This is a genomic window from Chryseobacterium sp. MYb7, from assembly GCF_002979455.1.
Taxonomy (GTDB): Bacteria; Bacteroidota; Bacteroidia; order Flavobacteriales; family Weeksellaceae; genus Chryseobacterium.
This window is the reverse complement of record NZ_PCOU01000002.1, coordinates 1-21,912: the sequence shown is the minus strand read 5'-3', so window position 1 is coordinate 21,912 and position 21,912 is coordinate 1. Positions and strand designations below refer to the sequence as shown.

General features: G+C 34.6%; 17 protein-coding genes. 4 read left to right on the top strand and 13 right to left on the bottom strand.

The window, feature by feature from the left end; translation table 11 throughout:
• Positions 1 to 26 precede the first annotated feature (26 nt).
• The 11 genes from CQ046_RS02035 to CQ046_RS01985 form a co-directional block, all read right to left on the bottom strand.
• Positions 27 to 926 carry a TIGR01777 family oxidoreductase gene (locus CQ046_RS02035; RefSeq protein ID WP_105700672.1) on the bottom strand — a complete coding sequence of 300 codons (900 nt, stop codon included), beginning with the start codon at positions 924 to 926 and terminating at the stop codon, positions 27 to 29.
• Between the two features lie 64 nt (positions 927 to 990).
• Positions 991 to 1,695 (bottom strand): YqjF family protein, encoded by a 705-nt coding sequence (locus CQ046_RS02030; protein ID WP_105700671.1) that lies wholly within the window; start codon positions 1,693 to 1,695, stop codon positions 991 to 993.
• Positions 1,696 to 1,713: 18 nt separating this feature from the next.
• Positions 1,714 to 2,190: an SRPBCC family protein gene (locus tag CQ046_RS02025; RefSeq protein ID WP_105700670.1), complete on the bottom strand. Its 477-nt coding sequence runs from the start codon at positions 2,188 to 2,190 to the stop codon at positions 1,714 to 1,716.
• 153 nt (positions 2,191 to 2,343) lie between these two features.
• Positions 2,344 to 3,006 (bottom strand): class I SAM-dependent methyltransferase, encoded by a 663-nt coding sequence (locus CQ046_RS02020; RefSeq protein WP_105700669.1) that lies wholly within the window; start codon positions 3,004 to 3,006, stop codon positions 2,344 to 2,346.
• A complete protein-coding gene (locus tag CQ046_RS02015) occupies positions 2,999 to 3,943 on the bottom strand; it encodes a hypothetical protein (protein WP_105700668.1) in 945 nt (314 codons plus the stop codon). Before CQ046_RS02015 ends, CQ046_RS02020 begins: the two co-directional genes overlap by 8 nt.
• 79 nt (positions 3,944 to 4,022) lie before the next feature.
• A complete protein-coding gene (locus CQ046_RS02010; protein WP_047388136.1) occupies positions 4,023 to 4,526 on the bottom strand; it encodes a GbsR/MarR family transcriptional regulator in 504 nt (167 codons plus the stop codon).
• A gap of 131 nt (positions 4,527 to 4,657) precedes the next feature.
• Positions 4,658 to 9,178 (bottom strand): TonB-dependent receptor plug domain-containing protein, encoded by a 4,521-nt coding sequence (locus tag CQ046_RS02005; protein WP_105700667.1) that lies wholly within the window; start codon positions 9,176 to 9,178, stop codon positions 4,658 to 4,660.
• A gap of 3 nt (positions 9,179 to 9,181) precedes the next feature.
• Positions 9,182 to 11,953: a hypothetical protein gene (locus CQ046_RS02000; RefSeq protein ID WP_105700666.1), complete on the bottom strand. Its 2,772-nt coding sequence runs from the start codon at positions 11,951 to 11,953 to the stop codon at positions 9,182 to 9,184.
• A gap of 64 nt (positions 11,954 to 12,017) precedes the next feature.
• The gene (locus CQ046_RS01995; protein ID WP_105700665.1) at positions 12,018 to 13,925 is read right to left on the bottom strand and encodes a vWA domain-containing protein; all 1,908 of its coding nucleotides are present in this window, start codon (positions 13,923 to 13,925) and stop codon (positions 12,018 to 12,020) included.
• Positions 13,926 to 14,015: 90 nt separating this feature from the next.
• Positions 14,016 to 16,331 carry a T9SS type A sorting domain-containing protein gene (locus CQ046_RS01990; RefSeq protein ID WP_105700664.1) on the bottom strand — a complete coding sequence of 772 codons (2,316 nt, stop codon included), beginning with the start codon at positions 16,329 to 16,331 and terminating at the stop codon, positions 14,016 to 14,018.
• 12 nt (positions 16,332 to 16,343) lie between these two features.
• A complete protein-coding gene (locus CQ046_RS01985; RefSeq protein ID WP_105700663.1) occupies positions 16,344 to 16,862 on the bottom strand; it encodes an RNA polymerase sigma factor in 519 nt (172 codons plus the stop codon).
• Between the two features lie 196 nt (positions 16,863 to 17,058).
• On the opposite strand from CQ046_RS01985, the gene CQ046_RS01980 reads away from it, so the two are divergent.
• Both CQ046_RS01980 and CQ046_RS23475 read left to right on the top strand, forming a co-directional pair.
• A complete protein-coding gene (locus CQ046_RS01980) occupies positions 17,059 to 18,261 on the top strand; it encodes an aminopeptidase C (RefSeq protein WP_105700662.1) in 1,203 nt (400 codons plus the stop codon).
• A gap of 195 nt (positions 18,262 to 18,456) precedes the next feature.
• Positions 18,457 to 18,621 (top strand): bacteriocin-like protein, encoded by a 165-nt coding sequence (locus CQ046_RS23475; protein WP_157885757.1) that lies wholly within the window; start codon positions 18,457 to 18,459, stop codon positions 18,619 to 18,621.
• 224 nt (positions 18,622 to 18,845) lie between these two features.
• On the opposite strand, the gene CQ046_RS01975 is transcribed toward CQ046_RS23475, so the two are convergent.
• Positions 18,846 to 19,907, bottom strand: coding sequence for an NADH:flavin oxidoreductase (locus CQ046_RS01975; RefSeq protein WP_105700661.1), 1,062 nt, complete (start codon positions 19,905 to 19,907; stop codon positions 18,846 to 18,848).
• A gap of 167 nt (positions 19,908 to 20,074) precedes the next feature.
• Between CQ046_RS01975 and CQ046_RS01970 the strand changes: the two genes are divergently transcribed.
• Both CQ046_RS01970 and CQ046_RS01965 read left to right on the top strand, forming a co-directional pair.
• Positions 20,075 to 20,467 (top strand): winged helix-turn-helix transcriptional regulator, encoded by a 393-nt coding sequence (locus tag CQ046_RS01970; protein WP_105700660.1) that lies wholly within the window; start codon positions 20,075 to 20,077, stop codon positions 20,465 to 20,467.
• Positions 20,468 to 20,595: 128 nt separating this feature from the next.
• On the top strand, positions 20,596 to 21,012 hold the full coding sequence (locus CQ046_RS01965; protein WP_105700659.1) for a carboxymuconolactone decarboxylase family protein: 417 nt from the start codon (positions 20,596 to 20,598) through the stop codon (positions 21,010 to 21,012).
• A gap of 2 nt (positions 21,013 to 21,014) precedes the next feature.
• On the opposite strand, the gene CQ046_RS01960 is transcribed toward CQ046_RS01965, so the two are convergent.
• Entirely contained in the window at positions 21,015 to 21,830 is an 816-nt protein-coding gene (locus CQ046_RS01960; protein WP_105700658.1) for a DUF7003 family protein, read from the bottom strand.
• Positions 21,831 to 21,912: the final 82 nt, after the last annotated feature.

Sequence of the window (21,912 nt, the reverse complement as noted above, 5' to 3'; positions counted from 1 at the left end):
ATTATCCTTTGGGAAACCCGCAAACATTAGGCTTCCAAGAGATTAAGAATTGCGTCATCAAATCCTGGATAGGTAAACTGAAATTCGTTTTTAATGAGTTTTTCAGGATAAACGTTTCTGCTTTTTAAGAGTAATTCCGTTTCTGTATTCAGGAATACTGATGCAACTTCCAGCTGCCACACAGGTGCATTGAGTCCAAAGGGTATTTTCATTTTATTTCTAAGCTTTTTCATCATATTTTCATTGGAAACAGCCTCTGGAGCAGTTATGTTAATAGTTCCTGAAATAGTTTCATTCTGAATAATCCATTCTACTGCTTTGCAGAAATCGTCAATATGAATCCAGCTTACCATTTGATTTCCTCTTCCTTGTTTTCCACCTAATCCCAGCTTTGTAATCATTTTGAGTTTTGGAAAGGCACCACCGTTATTTCCTAAAACAATAGAAGTACGAAGAGCAACTTTTCGTATTTCTTCATTTTTAACTTTAAAAAATTCTCTTTCCCAGCTCTTACAGATATTCATAGAAAAATCATCTCCGATAATTCCGTTTTCTTCTGTATTGATATGTTTTTCAGAATGAACATAAATAGTTGTCGAACTGGCATTCAGCCAAATTTTTGGCTTATCAGAGCATTGATCTATGGCTTTCTGTAATATTCTTGTGCTCTCGATTCTTGAGGAGTAGATTTCATTTTTATTTTTCTCGTTATAGCGGCAATCGACAGATTTTCCTGTAAGGTTGATGAGAACATCTGATTTTTCAAGACTGCTTTTCCATTCGCCTATTGTTTGAGCATTCCAAAATATTTCATTTTTACGTTTGGGATTACGGGTAAGAATGTAGACCTGATTTCCTTTTTCTGTAAAGTATTTTTCTAAGTTTTCGCCGAGGAATCCGGAACCTCCGGCTATGATTATTTTCATTGTTTTTAAATTTAAGGGATTAGCCTACTGATCGCACAGATTTTTGTGGCAGGAGTTTTTTATTTTAGCTGATGTGTTTTTTGGTTTTGACCTGAATTTCTGAGCCTTCGGCCAACATTACAGAAATGGGTTGCTGGTGATTCAGGCATTCAAAATCATTTCCATAGGTCTTGTGAAAATCAACTTCTAAATAGTACTCTTTTACAGGGTAATATTCCCATTTTGGATGACATACTTCGTATTCAGAGGTTGTATTTTCTTTTTTTGTAAAGCCAAAATAATGTTCTGTGATAAATTCAAATTCTGAATTTTCTTCCATAGGTTTTGGTGTATTTTCCGCTATAATCTGAATGGAATGCCAGCTTTTATCTTTCCAAAAATACCGGATCAACAGTTCATCTTCTTTTTCATGAATCTGATTTTTCATCGGCATAGTGTGATAATTTTCTTTGTAAATGGAGTTTGCTACAAAGCTTAATGCAGGTTTTGGAACAATCTCTTTGATGAATACAACTCCCCTTTTCCAGATTCCATTTTCTTTTTTCTTTACATAAAATCTTAGGTTTACTTCTTCGAAATTCCGGTGAAAAGGGATTGGCAGTCCTAATAATTTAGTATTTAAAAACATAAACCCGACCAGACTTACATAGCATTTGCCTTCGTAAAAATCAAGTTCCGTCCCTTTTGGCAGGTATGGCAGTAAAATATTAGGATTGATTTCGTAATTGATGATGGCCAGTTTTCGCCATTCTGCTTGTAAAAAATTCATAATTGTGTATTTTTTGGATTAAAAAATGGCTATTCCGTCATGGGTAGAAGATTCTGCAATCGTTTTGATCATTTCGTTTCTTTTGAGCAGAAACTTTCTGAGATATCCGGTAAGAAAAATAGCATTAAATAATTTTCCAATGATGCCCAGCGGAGATTCAAACTCGAAAATATCGGTCATAAGTGTTTTCCCGTTTACCGTTTTAAAAATATGTCGGTGACGTATAGATTTGAAAGCTCCTTTCTGCATCACATCAATGAACTGAACCGGTTTCTCCATGCTGACAATTTTCGTGGTGAGGTTTTGGTATACTCCCAGATGTTTTGCACGCCAGGTCACGGTTTCATTTTCTTCAATCAGCCCTGAGGTACGCCCTGCAATTGCTTTTTCATGAGATTTTGAGGTAGACTGCTGATGCAGATCAATATTCCTTGCCAGATCAAAGACATAGTGAATATCTGCTTTGATGACTGTGTTTAAATAGATTGTTGACATTTTTTAAAAGGTTTTAAAGTGGTTAACTATAGTTTAAAGTGATCCTTTTTTTCTGAAATAAATAATCAGGAATAAGTGAATGATTAAATTTTTCATGATTATTATTTATTTAAAATGTTCAGTAATTTTTGAAATATAAATTCAAATAAAAAACTAGTTTCTTCTCACATGAAGGATTTCAACTAAATCAAGATATCTTTTGTGAGATATGATAGAAAGCCTGTTTTTGCTAAATTGATTTTTAAGATCTTCAAGGCTTTCATTTTTGTTGATATAGTGAAACAGTTTTCCAAATTCGTTTCCAAAAAGCTTTGAAACAAGTACTTCGATATACCATTTCACACAGCTGAATCTCCACTTTGTTTTCGGTTTTACAAATTCTACAATGATGATTTCTCCTTTTTCATCAATGATTCTTGACAGTCTGTCGGCAAAAATTGGTTTCTGATCTTCTTCTATTGTCTTTGTTCCGTAAGAGCAAAGTATGATGTCCATAGAATGATCTGGAATTTGACTTTCAAAAAAATCTTTCTGGATCTGTTGTATTGATAGCTTATTACCAAATGTTGCAGCCAGTTTCATATGCATTGCTGAAGAATAATCCAGTGCTACAATTGCTGTATTTTTATTGTGAGATTGTATAAATTCCAGATTTTCTCCCTGCCCGCTCATCAGATCCAAAACTCTTTTGTCTCCATAGCTTTTTACCTTTTGAACGGCCATCTTTCTGAACAGTCTGGTAAATCCTAAAGATGCAATTTCATTAATATAATACCTTGGCTGCAGGCGGTCAAAATATTGTTGCAGATCATTCATTTTCAGATTGTGTTTTTATAGATTGTAATACATGGGTTTGCATTTTATCAATGATATAGCCAGACCATTTTTTCCAATACCATGTGGGTGCTATTTTATAACTGTATTTTGTTTTCGCAATGATCTTTGTTTTATTTTCTGACAGTTTATCTAAAGTAATCTCGCCATACTTCACAATAAAGTAATCATGTAAATGCCTGGCATCAATATCTTTATAAGGGGTGATCTCTTTCATAGGAACAGTTTGATTTTCCAGAGAGAATTTTACTTTTTTATTTTCTATCAACTCATCAATATTAAGCTGTAGTTGATCATTGTTAGTCTGACAGCTATACCCCAATTTTCCGTTTTTATTTATCAGCTTTATATTCTTTGGATAACTGACTCCTTTTTCAAACAGTATAAAATCAGGGGTATTGAAATTGATTTGTGTATTTAAAAGCTTCCAGACCTTCTCGTTTGATGAGTTTACAATCATTTCTGTTGTAATAGTCTCCTCAATGGGCTTTGTATAGGTATCAAAAATATAAGATGCCGGATTGATGAAAAGAAGAAATGCAATAACACTCCCCATATGTCTTTTCTCATCAAGAACCCCAATAATAAAACCAATAGTGAAGCCCACAAACATGGCAAAGCCAATAAATGGAATAGCCATAATAATACAAAGAGCTCCTTCTGTTCCGGCTGCTATCAAGATCACAGAGAAAATGACCAGCCCTAAAACGATTTTTAAAATAGTTTTCAGGACATTCATCAATCCAATTTTTTTAAAATACTTTACATATCCGATGATAAATCCTATAGAAACCGGAATAGTAAAAAATAGAGTTACGCCGTACTCGCCTTCGGCAACCAGAAAAAACCATATACCAGCAATTAAAACGACCGTTAGAAACAGGCTTAAATAAAGGTATTTTTTGAAAAATTTCTTCATGATATTATAAATTTTATATTTTCAGTAATTTTTGAAAATTAAATTCAAATAAAAAAGGATTTGTATCCTCTTTTGTTCTTTATTTCAACAGATTGGTAATCTTCCCTACCAGCCAATGGTCATCACTTTTTATCGCCAGATCCATGATATTATTGATTTTTCCGGTTACAGAACTGAAATCGTTCATCAGCTTGATAAATTCCTGAGCTTCTTCCGAATCTTTATCTTCAATATTTTTTAACTCTTCAAGAAAGGAAATGACAGGCTCAATTTCTCTCTTTCTGCGTTCTTTCGTAATCTGTTTGAACAGGTACCAGACATCTTTCTCGGCTACAAAATATTCTTTACGGTCACCTTTCACAAATTCTTTCTTCACGATTCCCCAATCTATCAGGGCACGAAGATTCATATTGGCATTTCCTCTTGAAATCTCCAGCTGTTCCATTACCTCATCGGTAGAAAGGGGTCTTCCACTAGCCAAAAGCAGCGCATGTACCTGTGCCATCGTACGGTTGATTCCCCAATTGGTAGCAAAGGTTCCCCAGGTCTGAATATATTTTTCTTTTGCTTCTGAAAGTTGCATTGTATTTCCCTTTTTAATTTCTGTAACAAATGTAATTATATTTTTTGAATTTTCAATAATTTTTGAAAATTAATTTCCAAAATAAAACAGACATTCCTGATAATGCCTGTTTAGGTTTATAAAATTTAAAATTAAGGTTCTATTTTCGTAGTTATTCCCTGGTTCCAGTATTTTGCTTCCGGCATGTAGTACAGATATGCGTTGCTTGATTTTCCGGTATAAATTCCTGCAAATTCTACTTTGAGGTCAAGATTAATGGTTTTCGTTTCCTCAGCATCAAAATGTTCCCAGTACAGAACTAAATAGTTGTCGAAAATCTCATAATAAGAGATCTGCTTTTTATCAATCAGATCTTTTAATAAGGCATTTTGAAGGGTTAGCCCTGCAGGAATACCTATTTTCGCGATCGTCATCGGCAGCTGACCATTTATTTTATTTTTAATGCTAACAGTCATTCTGTTGGTCTCCCCTACTTTTGATATCCCGGATTTCAGTTTTGTTTCCATAGTAAGAGGAATATCTTTACTTTCCGGAGCCTGCAGGGTATAATACTGGTATCCCAGTTTATAAGGCAGTCCTTTTTGCGACGGATAATGAATACTGATATCATTTCCTCCAGCTTTAAATGCTGACGAAAAACTGAGCATAGGAGAAATTTGTGCCTGATTAATCCTGATAACAGGCTTTTCAGTTCCATATATTTTTTCATTTTTAGAGAAAAAGTCAGACAGCGCCTGTATTGCCAGTGTAGTTGCCTGGGTAGAACCGAATCCAAAATACCCATCGAAAGCAATCAGCATATCTACTGCCTCTGCAATTTTCAACTGGTTTAGTTTTTCATCTTTCTGAAGTGCCATAATATACAATGAAAGGGTTTCCGCCTCTGCAGACCTTCCCCATGAACCTGTAAAAGTGATTTCAGATTTTATATTCTTCGCTTCATACTGCTTGTCCAGAATTTTCATCAGATCGTCATATTCCTGTTGTTTTCCAAGATCTGCAGCCGCATTGGCAAGTAAAGCCAGCTGATACGTATCTTTTGTAGTCAAAGCTCTTTTCAGTGTTACCTGAAAGGTATCTTCAATTTCATTTTTGAAGCCCAGTTTGGATAAAGCATAGACAACGTACATATTTCTCGACCAGGAATATTCAGAATATGCTTTTTTGGATTCATAGGGTCTTCTGACTTCAAATAATCCGTTTCCGTTTTTTCTGGATAAAATAAATGAAGAAAGTCCCTGAATAATTTTAGCATCCGGGTTTACATATTTCTTTAATTCCGTAAATTCCAGTAATGCAAATGCAGAAAGTGCCACATCTGATTCTTCAGAGCTGAAATACCCGATCCCTCCATCTTTATTTTTATAGCTCAGCATTTTCTGGAAACCTTTTTTCAGGTTTTTAATCACCAGATTTTCCGTTGCCGTATTTATTTTTTTAGTTGATTTTAAATAATCAAGGATAAAAATATTAGGATATACTGTTGAAGAAAGCTGTTCAAAGCATCCGTAAGGTTCTCTTTTCAGTTGTTCCAGATCTTCAAATAACTTCAATGCGGTATTTTCAAATACATAATAGGATGAATACAGCGTTCCGTTGATGTATTCCGGAATATTGATTTTGATATCCTCTGTTTTATTATTAATAATGGAAAACTGATGTGGAAATCCCTTTTCTTCTACTTTAAAAGGAAGAATCATTGTTTCTCTGAAATCTCCGGATCTCACAGAAAACTGAATATCAGAATTCACGATCTCATCAGTCTGTATTTTAACAAATAATCTTCCTGATTCCAGTGGTTTTAGGGTAATAATACTGTCAGAACTGACTAGTTTTACATGGTTGGGAACAATCACATCCATAGTCATTTTACGGGTTTCAGAAGAATTATTTTTTATCACCACAGGAATCATCATCTGATCTGTTCTCGTCAGGTATTGCGGAATTTTTGCATCCAATGAAATAAGGCTTTGCGCAGCATAGGTGGTTTCATCTCTTCCTAAAAGCCCTGTTGCAGAAATACCTTCTGTCATTACTCTAAACGTAGAATTGGCATCTGAATTATAAAACGCCACCGTCGCTTTACCGTTTTTATCGGTTTCTATCACCGGATTCCAGTAAAGTGCTTCTCTGTAATCGAAGCGATAGGAAGTGTTGGTAGTTTCATATTCCGGATAGGCAAATTCTCTTGCAGGAGCATATGATAACAATCTTCCGGATGGTAAACTTTCTACAGCAATATAAGATTTTGGGGTGATATCCAACTTAATTTGTGAACTTCCACTTTTGTATGAGTTAATTATCACCACTCCATTTGAAGCTCTGCTTCCATAAAGGGCAGTAGCGGCTGCGTCTTTAAGAATGGTAATACTGTTGATATCATTAGGATTAATCGTGGTATTGAAATTTTCTACAGGAGCTCCATCCACAATAAACAACGGATTTTTATTTGTAACAGAGGCTTCTCCCCGAATTCTGATTTGTGCACTTGCGCCAGCCTGTCCCACTGGGGTTATTATTATTCCGGCAGCTTTTCCGTTTAATAATGAAGGTATATTGGGGTTCTGAATTTCTAAAGAAGATGTTATGGTATTGGATGCCACGATACTTTTGCTCTTAGCTATTGAACTATATCCTAATACCACAACCTCTTCAATACTTTTATTTTTAACAGTATCGGTTTTTGAGTAGACAGGTTTACTCAATGGGCTGGTATTGTTTCTGTTTTCTGTTTTTATTTCTTCTTTTTTTTCGGCTTCCTTTATAATTTCTTCAACATCTATATTGGATAGCTTTTGTTTTTCTAAAGGATTAATGTCCAGATTATAAGATAAAATTCTGATTTTCAGTTTCTGTTTTGGCTGATAAGATTTTGCAATAATTTTGTATGAATTTCCAACATTTAAATCTGAAAAATAAAACTTTCCGTTTTCTGCAACGGTTTGTTTAAGGATCTTTTTATTGTTCGTACTTACAAGGAAAACATCAGCTTTCACTGTTTTTTTGTTTTCATCTTCCACTACTCCATAAATTGTATTTTTCTTTTCGGGAAGGTATTTGTATTTGTTGGTCTTCAGTATTTCGGGGATCAATTCGAAATATCTGTAACCATTCGTCAGCATAACAAGATCAAGGCTTCTATCGGCTTTTTCTTCTTTTGTATCGAAATAAAACTGAGGTTTTTCAATTTTCCCTTTCAGTTCAGAGTCCATCAATAGCCATGAGATGAGATGATTCTGCTTATCGTCTGCATAGGTCCAAAGCTTATCATCTACCACGCTCATTCCGAGGTTGGCAGGAACGGGTTTATTATTTTCATCGGTAGTTTCAATATTCAGAATAACTTTTTCTCTTGGCTGATAATGCTTTTTCACCGGAGTAATCTTTACATTAAGCAGGTTCTTCTTATTGGTGAAAACAATACGTTCTGCAACTGGAATATTATTCTCCAGAACAGTAAATCTGCAAATTCCTGTCGGAAAGTCTTTCACTTCAATTTCCAAAGAATTCATTCCTTTTTTTAACAGAATTTCTTTGCTGTACAATTCTTTTCCGCGGAAACTTCCTTTCAGGGTAATCGTTTTTTCATCTGTTGAAATGATGGTGAAACTCAGTTTTGTATTCTCATTTTGAACATTCAACACCAATCCTTCATTTTTTGCTACTGGTAAGTTAAAAATCTGGGCTATATTGTCTGGTTGTATAACTTTAGCATAATAATTTTCTCCTTTTTTAGGGGTAAAACGAAAGCTTCCCATCCCGAAATTATAGGCCGAAATTTCTTTTATTTTTTCATGATTCTGGTTGTAAACAGCCAAAGCAGCATCTACGGGTTTTTCAAACTCATCAAGGATTTTAAATGCGATATTTTGTTCTATTCCATTGATAAATGTTCCTCCTTCAGGTAAAAATTTCACATCCAGATTATTCAGAACAATGGGAATATTTCTGGAAATAGATTCTGTAAATCCGTCAAAATTCACTTTGATATTCAAAAGGGCATCAGAGGATTTCAATACTTCAGGAAGCTTAAAGGTCAACAGTTTTTTGCCTTCTTTATCTGTAATCAGTTTTCCAGCAGAAATGGTTTCTCCATCACACATTACCGTATAATCTGCTTCATAAAAAGGAATCGGAAGACTGCTAAGACTTCTCATTGAAAAGTCGGCCGTCACCTCATCTCCCGGACCATATCCTTTTTTAGGAAAATCCAGTTTCATGAGAATCCTTGGGGATACTATTTTCTGGAGGGTAATTTCTTTTTCGAAAGCATTTTTCTCTTCTTCATTCTGCATCCAGTTGGTATAGGCTCTGATTTTATAAATCGCGCCTTTCATGTCTTCATCAAAATAGAAATAGCCCTGGGCATAGCCGTTGGTAATTTCATATTTTAATTTTTTCACAACACTTCCTGCCGGATCAATAATTTCAACATTAACAACCCTGCTGGCATCTGTCGGGAGGTTGTTATTTCCTTTTACCACGTACATTTTAAAGTACATTCCCTCTCCAGGTTTATAAAAAACATGATTGGTCTGAATGTAGGTTTTCTCTTTTTCAAAATCCTGAAATGATTGTTGAGCTTTCAGAGAAATCGTTGACAATAAAAAACTCAGCAGGATGATATAGGCTGATATAAATTTGAAATTCATAGGTTAAAATCTAAGTGAAACAATACATCCAAAAGTTTTAAAAGACGGAAGGTTGAAAAAATCCAGTCCTCTTCCATGGTCCATATCATAAAAATTCTGATTAGGATCTACGCCTTTATTGGCCTGCCAAAGCATTATATTATTGACGTAAAAGGTCAGTTTGAGATTCTGTTTTCCATAGTTAATCGGAAAATTGGAAGACAGTGAAATATTATTGATTCTGATATAATCTGCCTTCTGAACATAATTTTCTGCCACACCAAGATAACCATACCTTGACCATCTGTTTTCCTGAACATTGCGATTGGGATCATAAAAATCTACAGGAATCTGATTGACCGTTCCGTTCGCCTGAAAACCTTCGAAAATATAGTTTTTAATATTCCTTTCTTCACCAGAACTTTCAGAGCGGCCGTAATAATCGAGAACGGCTTGAGTTCCGTTCCAGAGCTGACCGCCTTTTTTCCATTCCCAATTGATGTCTAAGGAAAGATTTTTATACACAAAATTATGATTGAACTTCATGACAAAATCCGGTGTAGGATCTGCAATAATTTTCATTCCGTCTGCTTTTTTCGGGAATCCGAACTCATCAATAATCAATTGCCCGGCAGCATTTCTTTCAAAATAAGTTCCCATTACAGCGCCCAAAACCTGTCCTTCCGACAATGTTTTGTAAATATCTTTGAATCCTGAAACTGCCAGATTCTGATATCCGGGGGTTATCCTGTCTACGATATCTTTATACTTGAAAAAGGAGACTTTATGAGTTGTATTTACCTCATATCCAAGACGTAGGTGTTCATAGGTAAAATTGAACTCATACCCACTGTACGTGTGATCGGCAATGTTTTTTAGTTTTAACTGATTGTTTTCAAAAACAGGAAATATATCGTCTGTATTCTTTTTATTGAAATACTCTCCATCTACGCTTATGTTATAGCCAAGGTTGAGTTTCGCTCCTATTTTCCATTCTTTAGTATTGATATTGGATAATCCTCTGAAATTTTCCACTTCCTGTACCGGAAAATATTGATTATAATCTGCTGCGTTCAATAATGTTGTGGCATACGACGCATATGATCTTGTAATATCAGGTTCGGAGCTTAATTGTGTATAACTTCCAAGCAGCTTAATATCGTAATTATTCCAAAAGATATCTTTGAATTTCACATAGAAATTAGTTCTTGGCAGCCAGTAGCTGTTTTTAAGGGAGGTATTAGAGATGTAGAATGAATTTCCAAGGTTAAAACCTGCTTCAAAGTCACGATCCTGAATATCCATATTATAATTAAAAATATGATCCTGTGAAGTTCTCTGGTAGAGATACTTTTGATTGACAAGACTATTATAAACATCTGATTTTCTATCGTTTAAAATAAAATTCAGACTGAATGTATTTTTAAAATTATAATCCCCTAATGTATATGTTCCCAATATATTAGATTGATACAAACCATTATTTTGAATCCTCTCATTAAAAGATCCGCTGCTGAAGCCATAGGTGGAAGGTTTATACTGATCCCAGTTTCGGATATTATCGTTTTCATACGACTGGTTAAGGTTTAACCTAAAATCTCCCCATGCTTTAACAAGATTAAGGCTAAACTGTCTCTGCCGGTTTTGATATCGGTATTTGCTGTCCTGATCAAAAAGAAACGAAGGATTGTCTGCATATTGGCTGTAACTTCTCTGCAGACCATTATTTAGGAAAGCATTCTGTTCATTTGAAAAAGAAATAGGGGTAAGCAATGAATTCTGATAGGCTCTGTTGAACAGCCCTATTCTGTTGGTATTTGTAGCTTTATCTTCTTCGTAATTAAAAGTAAGATTGAGAAAATATCCGGCAAAATTTGTATTCAGCTTTGTTTTAAAGGTATTGGCAATATCAAACTGATCGATGAAATACATCTGATTCTTTTGCTGTCCTATATTGAAAGAAAGACGAATTTTCTCATCATAACCTTCTTTTATAAAAGCACTTACATTGAGCTGATTATTGTAACCAACTGTAGTTTTAAAAATGTTGTTATTATATTTTTGGGCATGCTGAAGTCCGTCAACCCAGGGGATTAATCTTCCGTTCCTATCATATTCATAAGGTAATCCATTAAACCCCAACATAGAAATATCGGGTCCAAAACTGAACATTTCATTAGTTTCCGGGCCTTTCCAGATAAGGTTTCCATTTTCTGATCTTCCCTGTACATACTTATTTTGAGTTCCGGGAATGGCATTTCTGCTTTTAATATCAAGAGAGGTGGTAAAGTTTCCATTCAACACGAATGTTCTCTGACTGAGGCTTTTTAAGGTATAAATACTGTCATTCTTCCGCCTTAATTTTCTTATTTCACTAAAATAAGGATAGGACTTTTTACTTAAACGTGCCTTCGTCTTTTCAATACTGAACTCATCTTTAGTTTCTTTTGAAACCAGACTGTCATAAGCTTTGCTGTAAATATTCTCTACACTTTTCTTTGCCGTTTGATTTTCCAGAATTGATTTTAATTCTCTCACTTCGTAGGCAGCAATAACATGGCTATTCTTCCCTTGGTTCCATACGAGTGTATCATACGGTTTGGCGGCAATAATTGCAAATCCCTTATCATCAGTAAGTTCATAGACCCCACTGTTTTTATTATAAACCTTTAAAAAATTCTGTGCCTTATTTTTAGATGTTAAAAATTTTCCGGAGTAGTATAATTGTGAGTTTTGTGCCTGTAAAATGGTAATGGTAATGGTAAATGGCAATAACAGCAAATAATTCTTTTTCATCAGTTATTAGTATGCTTAAAAATATAAAAAAAGAAATTTCCGGGGAAATTTCTTTTTTTATGAATTATTTTTGAATTGTTTTATAGCTCTCTATCAGCCTTATAAATTCTGACCGATAGCCTTCTTCATCCTTACTTTTGCCCTGCTTAGCGAGGTTTTCAATATCGGAAAGATCTTTTTTTGTAATCAGTTCTGAGTTTCTTAGTACTAAACCGAACCAAGCTACAGAAGATGCAAATTTAAAATCCGGACTTACTGAAGATTTATCTTCTTTTTTAATCACTTTAGTTATCTCCATGCTCTTGTCTCCATCAGGTTTTTTGTACCTGAACTTGATTGTTGCCATTTCATCTCCAAAGTTCTTCTTCTTAGAAATTTCAGAATATTTCAATTTTGTTTCCTTTGGGATAAATTCAGAAGCTACATTTGCCGGGATAACTTCATATAAAGAAGTTACTGTATGTCCGCTTCCTAATTCTCCTGCATCTATTTTATCATTGATAAAGTCTTCGTTTCTCAGTTTCCTGTTTTCGTATCCTATCAAACGGTAAGATTTTACAAACTTAGGATTAAATTCAATCTGGATTTTTACATCTTTAGCAATGGTATAAATATTTCCTGCAAATTCTTTTCCCAAAAACTTTTCGGCTTCCTGCATATTATCGATATAGGCATAATTTCCATTTCCTTTATCTGCAAGAGTTTCCATAGTATTATCTTTATAATTACCCATCCCATAGCCAAGGCAGGTAAGGAAGATCCCTGTTTTCCTTTTTTGTGTAATTAAAGTTTCAATATCAGTTGTTGAAGAAGCACCTACATTAAAGTCTCCGTCTGTTGCCAGAACTACCCTGTTATTTCCTCCTTTGATAAAGTTTTCCTTAGCCAGCTTATAAGCAAGCTCTATTCCTGCCCCTCCTGCAGTGCTTCCTCCTGCCTGAAGATTATCTAGTGCTTTAATGATTTTTTCTTTTTCTCCCGCTGATGTAGGGGGAAGAACCATTCCTGCACTTCCTGCATATACTACGATTCCTACTTTATCTTTAGGTCTGAGCTGTTTCAGTAAAACTTTAAGAGAAGACTTCAGCAACGGCAGCTTATTTTCCTCACTCATTGAACCTGACACATCAATAAGAAAAACAATATTAGAGGCTGGTAGTTTATCCATTGGAATATTTTTTCCCTGAAGCCCTATTTTAAGTAATTTATGTTTAGGATTCCATGGAGAATTACCATATTCAGTATTAATCGAGAAAGGATTACCCGTTTCAGGCTGTGGATAATCATATTTAAAATAATTGATCATCTCTTCCACTCTTACTGAATTTGGATCTACTTTATTTCCATAATTAATCATTCTTCTGACATTAGAATAAGAAGCATTGTCCACATCAATAGAGAATGTAGAAACAGGTTGATTGCGGGTTAATTCAAATGCATTTTCAACTAACGCTGCATATTCTTCATTGTTAAAATCAATATCCTGATCAGCTTTTTTTGTAGTCTTTTTAACATTTTTTTTGTCACCTACCTGATGGTCATAAACTCTTCCTGATTTAGGGAATCTTATGGAACTTTCTACTTCCATTGCAGTAATTGACTTTGGTTTTGGGCAGCCATTATATTCCGGTAATCCTGGAACCGTAGGACAGGCATCGTCTTTATCCAAAATACCATCTCCATCTGTGTCCGGCCATGGGCAGCCATTATTTTCAGGAGGTCCTGCTACTGTAGGACATGCGTCATCTTTATCAATAACACCATCTCCATCCGACTCTACCCACGGACAACCTTCATTTTCTACCGGACCGGCAATATCAGGACATTTATCTAATTTATTAGGAATCCCATCCTGATCTTTATCTTTCCTGACACTATAAGTCTTTGGTTCGTTGACTGTTTCAGTATTTTTTTGAGTTTTACAACTTGTCAATGCAACAAGCGCTAGCATGGTTATTACAATTTTTTTCATCTTTTAAAATTTCGACAGGAAATTATTAAAATAAATTCAATCCTGTTAATAATTGTTAAATAAAACTTATTCTTTAAATAAAAAATACAGTTAATTTTTAATGACCTTAAACGTTTCCCATTGATCATTGTTCTTAATACGTACAAGATAAATTCCTTGAGGATAATAAGTTAAATCAATCGTGTTTTTACCTTCTGGCAATTTTTCTTTTCTCATAATAATTTTTCCTGCAAGATCATAAAGAAATAATTCATCAATTTCTTTTCTCGTCTTTATCTGTAGCAAGCCTTTTGTTGGATTTGGAAATATAACAGTTTTACTATCCGTCTGACTGTCAACTTCTGTCTGCATTTTTTTATTGATATTATCATTTGAAATTCCTTCGCTGCATTCTGGCAAAACGGCTCTTTGAAGGATTAATCTTAATAATAAATCATTCAGCTTTTCAACCTCATAAGAATCTATAGTAGGTTTTATATGGCTGTTTCCTATTCCACTGTCATCTGTAAGGAAGGTATAGGTACCATTTGTAAGTAAAGCAAATGTCCGCATCAGGTATTCTGTTTGTTTATCTGTATCACTGGCAGCCAGTGGAATAATGGTTATACCTTTTTTTGCTGCAGCCTTTATTTTACTATAAAGTTCCTTTATATTCTGTTCTGAATGGTGTGGTGGTGCGTCCAGAATTAAAAACATAATTTTAGTTGAATTTTCATTACTCCATTTCAACTCGTCAACAGAAACTTTCATAGCTTCCACAACAGCTTCAGGTGTGTCTCCTCCACCTCCGGCACTCTGTTTTTTTATAAATCCAATAAGATCTTCTGCTTTATCTGAAAAATCAAATTTCCTGGTTACATAATCATCCCCTTCGTCTCTATAGAAAACAGAACCATATCTTACTGTAGTATTCTTAAGTTGTCTTTCTATCTTTTTTAACACATCCAAAAGCTCAGATTGAAGATAAGAAATTTCATCACCCATAGAACCTGTTGCATCCACCACAAAAGCAAGATCCAGTACACGTTTTTGCAGACATTGCTTATCTACTATTATCAGGTTTTGTCCATTTTTAAATGTTCTGAGGTTACTACTGATTACCTGTCCTGAACCATCAGATAAATAATATTTCCCCGAGTCTGTGCTTTCATCCGTCATTGGTGATATCCATAGTTCTACATTGCCCAGGTTATCTGAAACGGCTTCCCAAATAACATTTTTCTTATCATCCAACAGTTTTACCTTTTCGCCCACCACTGGTCTTTTATCCCGGTTTACCAATTGAACAGAAACCCTGTTATCAGGAAAAAACTTCCAGGTATTTTTATATTGATCAAGAATTGGAACTGCAATATCTTTCCAATACTCCCATTTAGAAAAATCATTTACCTCTCCGGCTGTCAGCTGACCTGCTTTAGGAAGTATTTTTTCAGGTTCTTCATCTTCTTTTGAGGGTTCTTTTATGCTATCTGAAGATATTTTTTTAAAGTTTTCTATTTCAGCTCTGGATAATCCTTTGGTTGTGATCACCACCACCCCATTCGTTGCTTTACTTCCATATAAGGCTGTAGCTTCTGCATCTTTTATTACTTTTACCTCTTTGATCTTTTTAGGATCAAGTGTATTAAAAAAATCAGATTTCCTTCCTATTATAACTCCGTCAACTACATATAAAGGGCTTATCGAACGACCGTCTATACTCTTAGCTCCTCTAATCAGTATTTCACCAGATCCTTTAGTCCTACTTGTTACTTTTATCCCAGCAACACTTCCTGACAATGAAGATACTGCAGCCGGAAGACGTACAGAAGGTTTATCTGTAGAAGCAATCATAACCGTTGAAGATGCAGTAACAGATTTATAACTCTTTTTAATCCCTAATGCAGTGACAACAACCTCATCAATACTTTGTGTTTTTAAAGTGTCATTATATATTTGGGGTAAAGATGTTGTTATTCTATCAGGAGCTTGTATTGGCGGTAAATTGCAGGTAGGTGGAGACTTGTATACATCTATTCCTACAATAGATGAAGGTTGATTCGGTAAAGGAAGAGGTACAGATCCAGGCAATTCTTCTTTCCTGATATTTTCTTTTATGGTACGGTCAATTTTTGCAATATCTGTTTTGCTAATAGGTTCTCTTGACGTTGTATTCTCTGCTATTATTGGTTTTAAAGGTTCTGCAGCTTCTTTTTTATTCATAAAATAAAAAGCCCCCAGGCCAATCACCAGACTTGCAGCAATACCATACGGCAGCCAAAAAGGAATTATTCTCTTTTTATCTTCTTTTTTATCTAGTTTCTCTTCAACTTTTTCCCATACTTTTTCAAAACCAGGAAAAACTGTTGGTTCTTCTGAAAGCTTAGAAGCTTCATTGAATTGTTGGTCTATATGATTATTTTCCATTGTTGTAAAAGTTTAAATGTTTTGATTCACTAAAAGTTCCTGCAGCTTCTTTCTTGCAAAATTGAGCTGGGATTTTGAAGTTCCCTCACTGATGGAAAGCATGGCAGCTATTTCCTTATGAGGATATCCTTCAATAGCGAAAAGATTAAAAATTGCTCTGCAGCCTTCCGGGAGAAAGTTCAGTAAACTCAAAATATCTTTTTCCAGGGAAAGGCTTTCTGTATTTCCTTCAGAATGATCAATAAAGTTTTCTTCCAGGGAAATAAACAGTCCTTTGTTGGTTCTTAATTTCTGCAGGCATTCGTTTACCGCAATTTTTCTTGCCCATGCTTCAAAGGTATCAGCATTCTGAAGCTGAGTAATTTTCGTAAAGATTTTATAGAACGTATCGGCTAATACTTCTTCTATATCTTCATCGTTTTTCAAATAGCGTCTGCAGACTGAGTAGAGCCTGCCCGCCATTTTCTCGTAAACTTTCCGCTGGGCATTACGGTCGCTACGCTGGCATTCCAATAATAATTCTTGTTCCATAGTCAGGAGTTATATTATTATAGATGCAGAAACTTTAAAAAGGGTTGGAAACATGATCAACTTTTTTATTAAAATGAGAAAAAATAAATTTAAAAGTCAGTTTTTTAGCATTTTTTTAAATTTCAAATTTAACTTTTCCTTGTGTAACAAATCTCTATTATCAACGACTCTTAATATAAATAATCTTTTTATAGTAATGAAAAATGCCAAAATTGCATCATTACTTTTTGTTTTGTCTGCAGGAAGTATGATGTTTGCCCAAGATGACTTAATCAACAAGTTAAAAAACAATCAATCACAAAATGCTAATTTTCAGTTCACAACGTTAAAAGATGTTGGAGCAACTTCTGTAAAGAACCAGGGTTCATCAGGAACTTGCTGGAGCTATTCAGGAAACTCTTTCCTTGAATCTGAAATGCAGAGAATGGGCAAAAAACCTGTGGATCTTGCCGAAATCTTTACAGCAAGAAACTCTTATCATGATAAAGCGAAATTATACGTTTTGAATAATGGCGCTATCAGCTGGGGTGACGGAGGAGAACTTCACGATGTAATCAATATGTACAAAAAGTACGGAGCGGTTCCTCAGGATGTTTATACGGGACTAAAATCCGGACAGACTACGAACAACTTCAAAGAAATGCAGGGGAAACTAAAGCCCGTTCTTGACAGTCTTGTTCAGGCTTCTTCAAAAGGAAAACTGACAGACAACTGGATGGATTCTGTAGATGTTATTCTTGATGAATATTTAGGAAAAGTACCTGCTAACTTTACGTATGAAGGAAAAAACTACACTCCGAAAACATTTGCTAAAGAAGTAGTAGGAATCAATCCTGAAGATTATGTAGAGTTATCTTCTTATAAAGATTATGCTTATTATGAGAAATTCGTAGTTCCGATTCCTGATAACTGGAGCCACGATTCTGACTGGAATGTTCCGATGAAAGATCTTACCGCAATCATTGACAATGCTGTAACTAAAGGATATTCTGTAGGTTGGGCAACTGATGTTTCTGAGCCTTATTTTTCTTATAAAAACGGGGTAGCTTACGTTCCGGATATGGAGCTTGATCAGATTACTGCAGAAAACAAGCAGACTTTGTTTACAGAGCCTAAAAAAGATAAAACCATCACTGAAGACATGCGTCAGAAAGCATTGAACAACCTTTCTACAACGGATGATCACGGTATGCATATCGTAGGTTTGGCAAAAGACCAGACTGGTAAAGAGTATTATATGGTGAAAAACTCATGGGGAGTTACCAATGATTTCGCCGGATATATTTATGTAACAAGACCTTATGTTGAATACAAATCAACAGCAATCCTTGTTCACAAAAATGCAATTCCAAAAAGCATCTTAAAACAATTGAAACCAAATAAGAATATTGGTTTATAAGATAAAGAAATCATTTCTGCCGATTTAAAGGCAGTTTTAGATATTTAAATCTGTTAAAACCCGCTCCTGGAAATTCCGGAAGCGGGTTTGTTTTTAGAATATGCTATTTGAAAAAATATATTTCCCATTTTAGTGCAAAGTATTGTTTGATTTACAAAAAATATTATATTTGTATGAATCAACAAACTAATTAACATGAAAAATCTAAAGAAATTAACAAAATCAACATTAAAGAACATCATCGGAGGAAATGCTCCACAATGTGAAGGCGATACTGTTGCCTGCCGACATAAAGCCGAAAATGGTGTTCCTGCCTATTGGTCATGCGAACCCGCTGCAACAGGATGTAGATTCTTATAAAAGGAATTCAAAGCTTTTAGAAATTGTTTAAAAAAAAGCCAACAAAAACCCGATTTCAGAAATTCTGAAATCGGGTTCTTTAATAAATAGGTGAAAATTAAATATAAAATAAAGTGAATTATGCTGATTTAATATCTGGTTGCATCGTCAATTTTACTTCGCAGTGATTAAATTATGCTGTAAAAAAAATTAACTACGAAGCGAATTTCGATTCATTATTGATATTAAAATAAAACGCCCATACTTTCTGCCGAAAAGTCAAGAAGGCTTTCAGTATTCCCTTCTTTGATCTTCTGTACCCACTGGTGATCCTGTAAGATGGCTCTTCCTACTGCAACAAGATCAAATTCTTCATTGTCAAGTCTTCTGATCAGTTCCGTAAGATCTTTTTTCTCTGTTCCCTGTCCTGCAAAAGCATTCAGGAAATCTCCGTTTAAGCCTACAGAACCTACTGTAATGGTTGACTGTCCGGTAATTTTTTTAGCCCATCCTGCAAAGTTTAAGTCAGAACCTTCAAATTCCGGCTCCCAGAAACGACGTTGTGAACAGTGGAAAATATCTACTCCAGCTTCTTTTAATGGCAGTAACCATTCTTCCATTTCATTTGGAGTGAATGCCAGCCTGGTTTTATAATCCTGCTGTTTCCATTGTGAAAGACGGATAATAATAGTGAACTCCTCTCCTACCGCTGCTCTGATCGCTTTTACTACTTCTACAGCAAATCTGCTTCTTTCTTTTAGTGTTTTACCACCGTATTCATCAGTTCTTGTATTGGTTACTTCCCAGAAAAACTGGTCGATAAGATATCCGTGAGCTCCATGAATTTCAATACAGTCGAAACCAAGATCTTTTGCTGCTTTTGCAGAGGCTGCAAACTGAGCAATCGTATCCTGAATATCTTCAATAGTCATTGTTGAAGCCTTTTCCATTTGAACTAATGGATATTCTTCTGACATTCTTGTATCTCCCACGTGCCAGATCTGAGGTCCCATTTTACCTCCATTCTGATGAACGGTATCAATAACGTTTTTCCATCCGTTTAAAGCTTCAGTTCCATAGAAATCAGGAATATTCTGCATATTTTTTGATCCCGGTCTGTTGATCACAGTTCCTTCGGAAAGAATTAATCCCACTTCTGAAGCGGCTCTTCTTCCGTAATAGTCTGCAATATTCTGTGTAGGAACTCCATTATCAGATTGTGCTCTGGTCATTGGAGCCATTACAATTCTATTTTTAAGCTGTAAATTTTTGTATTGAAACGGTTTAAATAATGATGATGTGCTCATATTTAAATTTATATTTTATAATTGTTACACAAAGTAACTAATAATAGTTCACTTTTGTATCTTTTATTGAAAAAATAGTGGTAACTTCGCAGTAACTTACATTAGTAACATCAAAGTAACGTATGAAACTTATGTTCCTTACGATTATTTAAAATAAATTTCTCCTTATGAAAAAGAATGAATTAATGCAATACAGCTGTCCTCTGGGCAAGGCAATGGCCGCTTTGGGAAGCAAATGGAAACCCATTATAGTTCTGGTTATCAAGGACAGGAAGTTACGTTTTGGAGAACTGGCAGTACGCATTAATGTCATTTCCAGAAAGGTACTGACCGATCAGCTGAGGGAGATGGAAACTGATGGATTGGTGATCCGTGAAGAATTTAAAGAACTTCCTCCTCGAGTAGAATATTCTCTTACAGAAAAGGGATTAGCTCTGTTGCCTATTCTTTATTTATTGGAAGAATGGGAAGCAAAATATCAGGTAAAAGGGCAGCATGAAGATAAAGATTGTGCTCTCTTGAATGAGGATAAGAAAAATAAAAAGGCTGTCAATGTTTGATAGCTTTTTTGTTTTAAAAAAATACACCATTACATAGACTCACTTTCCAAAAGGTAAGTATATCACCAAAATGTAAGTATATAGGTCCAAAGCAATTTCTGATGCAAATTTGCAGAAAAATATTCATTATGAATTACAAAGAAATTGCAAAGGAAACGATTGGAAATCTGTATAGAGCCCATAACAGCATTCGAAAATCCGGTATTGATGAAAAACTGATTGCATTGGTGGAGTTACGTGTCTCTCAAATCAATGGCTGTGCCTATTGCTGCAGCTATCATGCTAAAGAACTCTCAGATTTTGGCTTTGAACAGGATATCATCAACAGGCTTCCGGGTTGGAAACATACGCAAGTTTTTAATGATCAACAAAAGCTTGTTTTGGAATGGGCAGAATCCGTTATTTACAACAAAGAGGATTGGAAAAGTACCAAAGCAAAACTAATAGACCAATTTACAGAGCGTGAAATTGTAGAACTTACGGCAAGTATAACGCTGATAAATACTTTGAATAAATTGAGGATTACTCTGGCTGAGAAGGATTAAAGTTACATGTTCCCAGATTCCCAATTACTCCAATGATTGTTAAAAGGCAATGCAGGCTTCCAATAAGAAGAATCCCTGGTAACCAAAACCTTGGCTATCATCTTATAGGTTTCCTGCTTGCTTGGTAAAATTTCTCTGTCATAATGAAACTTGTCTATGGTCATTATTTTTTTTAGTTTCCTGGGAATATGCATTTTTATTTCATCTTCTGAAGCATAGAGTAATGAAGGATTTATTTCATTGTAATATCTTATTAAATCTCCAAACCCTATCAGCCTCCTACCACTATCAAGGTTTTCTATTTTAATTCCTACTTTTTCATAATCTCTATAATTATGATTAAAAGGAAGAAATTGATTCCGAATTTTTATTTCTTTAATATGTTCTCCAATATGTTCAAATGTTTCTAAATCACGTCCTTCTTTATTTTCAATTCTTATGAATTCATCATTATCAATTAAAACAATATAGTTAGTGTTACTGATATAATTTATCTCTTCATATTTTTCTTTGGAGTAACTAATACAATTACCAATATAATTAAGCTCTATTTCTGCTCTTGTTGCTCTATTTTGATATCCGTTTTTTTCAAAAACTATTGCCCACTGTCCTTCATCATTTCCATATAAATGTATTCGATTTCCTGCTGTCATAAAATAACCATGTTCCAAATCCAAGAAAAAATTATATTGAATTTCATTTGATTTTTTTTGAGGGAAATATGAACTGGGGTTACCATTGAAAGCTAAATCCAATTGATTTAAAATTTCAGTTTCTGTATAGTTCTGTGCTTTACAAAAAAATAATATGAAAAGCATATATAGAACTCATCTTGACTTTCTTTTTATGAATTTTTTACAAGCAATAACAATAAAAGCTAAATAATTGAATCCGATCCAG

Bases quoted from the DNA above. Each gene is read 5' to 3' on its own strand.
- CQ046_RS02035 (WP_105700672.1), bottom strand. From the start codon at position 926: ATGAAAATAATCATAGCCGGAGGTTCCGGATTCCTCGGCGAAAACTTA.
- CQ046_RS02030 (WP_105700671.1), bottom strand. From the start codon at position 1,695: ATGAATTTTTTACAAGCAGAATGGCGAAAACTGGCCATCATCAATTAC.
- CQ046_RS02025 (WP_105700670.1), bottom strand. From the start codon at position 2,190: ATGTCAACAATCTATTTAAACACAGTCATCAAAGCAGATATTCACTAT.
- CQ046_RS02020 (WP_105700669.1), bottom strand. From the start codon at position 3,006: ATGAATGATCTGCAACAATATTTTGACCGCCTGCAGCCAAGGTATTAT.
- CQ046_RS02015 (WP_105700668.1), bottom strand. From the start codon at position 3,943: ATGAAGAAATTTTTCAAAAAATACCTTTATTTAAGCCTGTTTCTAACG.
- CQ046_RS02010 (WP_047388136.1), bottom strand. From the start codon at position 4,526: ATGCAACTTTCAGAAGCAAAAGAAAAATATATTCAGACCTGGGGAACC.
- CQ046_RS02005 (WP_105700667.1), bottom strand. From the start codon at position 9,178: ATGAATTTCAAATTTATATCAGCCTATATCATCCTGCTGAGTTTTTTA.
- CQ046_RS02000 (WP_105700666.1), bottom strand. From the start codon at position 11,953: ATGAAAAAGAATTATTTGCTGTTATTGCCATTTACCATTACCATTACC.
- CQ046_RS01995 (WP_105700665.1), bottom strand. From the start codon at position 13,925: ATGAAAAAAATTGTAATAACCATGCTAGCGCTTGTTGCATTGACAAGT.
- CQ046_RS01990 (WP_105700664.1), bottom strand. From the start codon at position 16,331: ATGGAAAATAATCATATAGACCAACAATTCAATGAAGCTTCTAAGCTT.
- CQ046_RS01985 (WP_105700663.1), bottom strand. From the start codon at position 16,862: ATGGAACAAGAATTATTATTGGAATGCCAGCGTAGCGACCGTAATGCC.
- CQ046_RS01980 (WP_105700662.1), top strand. From the start codon at position 17,059: ATGAAAAATGCCAAAATTGCATCATTACTTTTTGTTTTGTCTGCAGGA.
- CQ046_RS23475 (WP_157885757.1), top strand. From the start codon at position 18,457: ATGAAAAATCTAAAGAAATTAACAAAATCAACATTAAAGAACATCATC.
- CQ046_RS01975 (WP_105700661.1), bottom strand. From the start codon at position 19,907: ATGAGCACATCATCATTATTTAAACCGTTTCAATACAAAAATTTACAG.
- CQ046_RS01970 (WP_105700660.1), top strand. From the start codon at position 20,075: ATGAAAAAGAATGAATTAATGCAATACAGCTGTCCTCTGGGCAAGGCA.
- CQ046_RS01965 (WP_105700659.1), top strand. From the start codon at position 20,596: ATGAATTACAAAGAAATTGCAAAGGAAACGATTGGAAATCTGTATAGA.
- CQ046_RS01960 (WP_105700658.1), bottom strand. From the start codon at position 21,830: ATGCTTTTCATATTATTTTTTTGTAAAGCACAGAACTATACAGAAACT.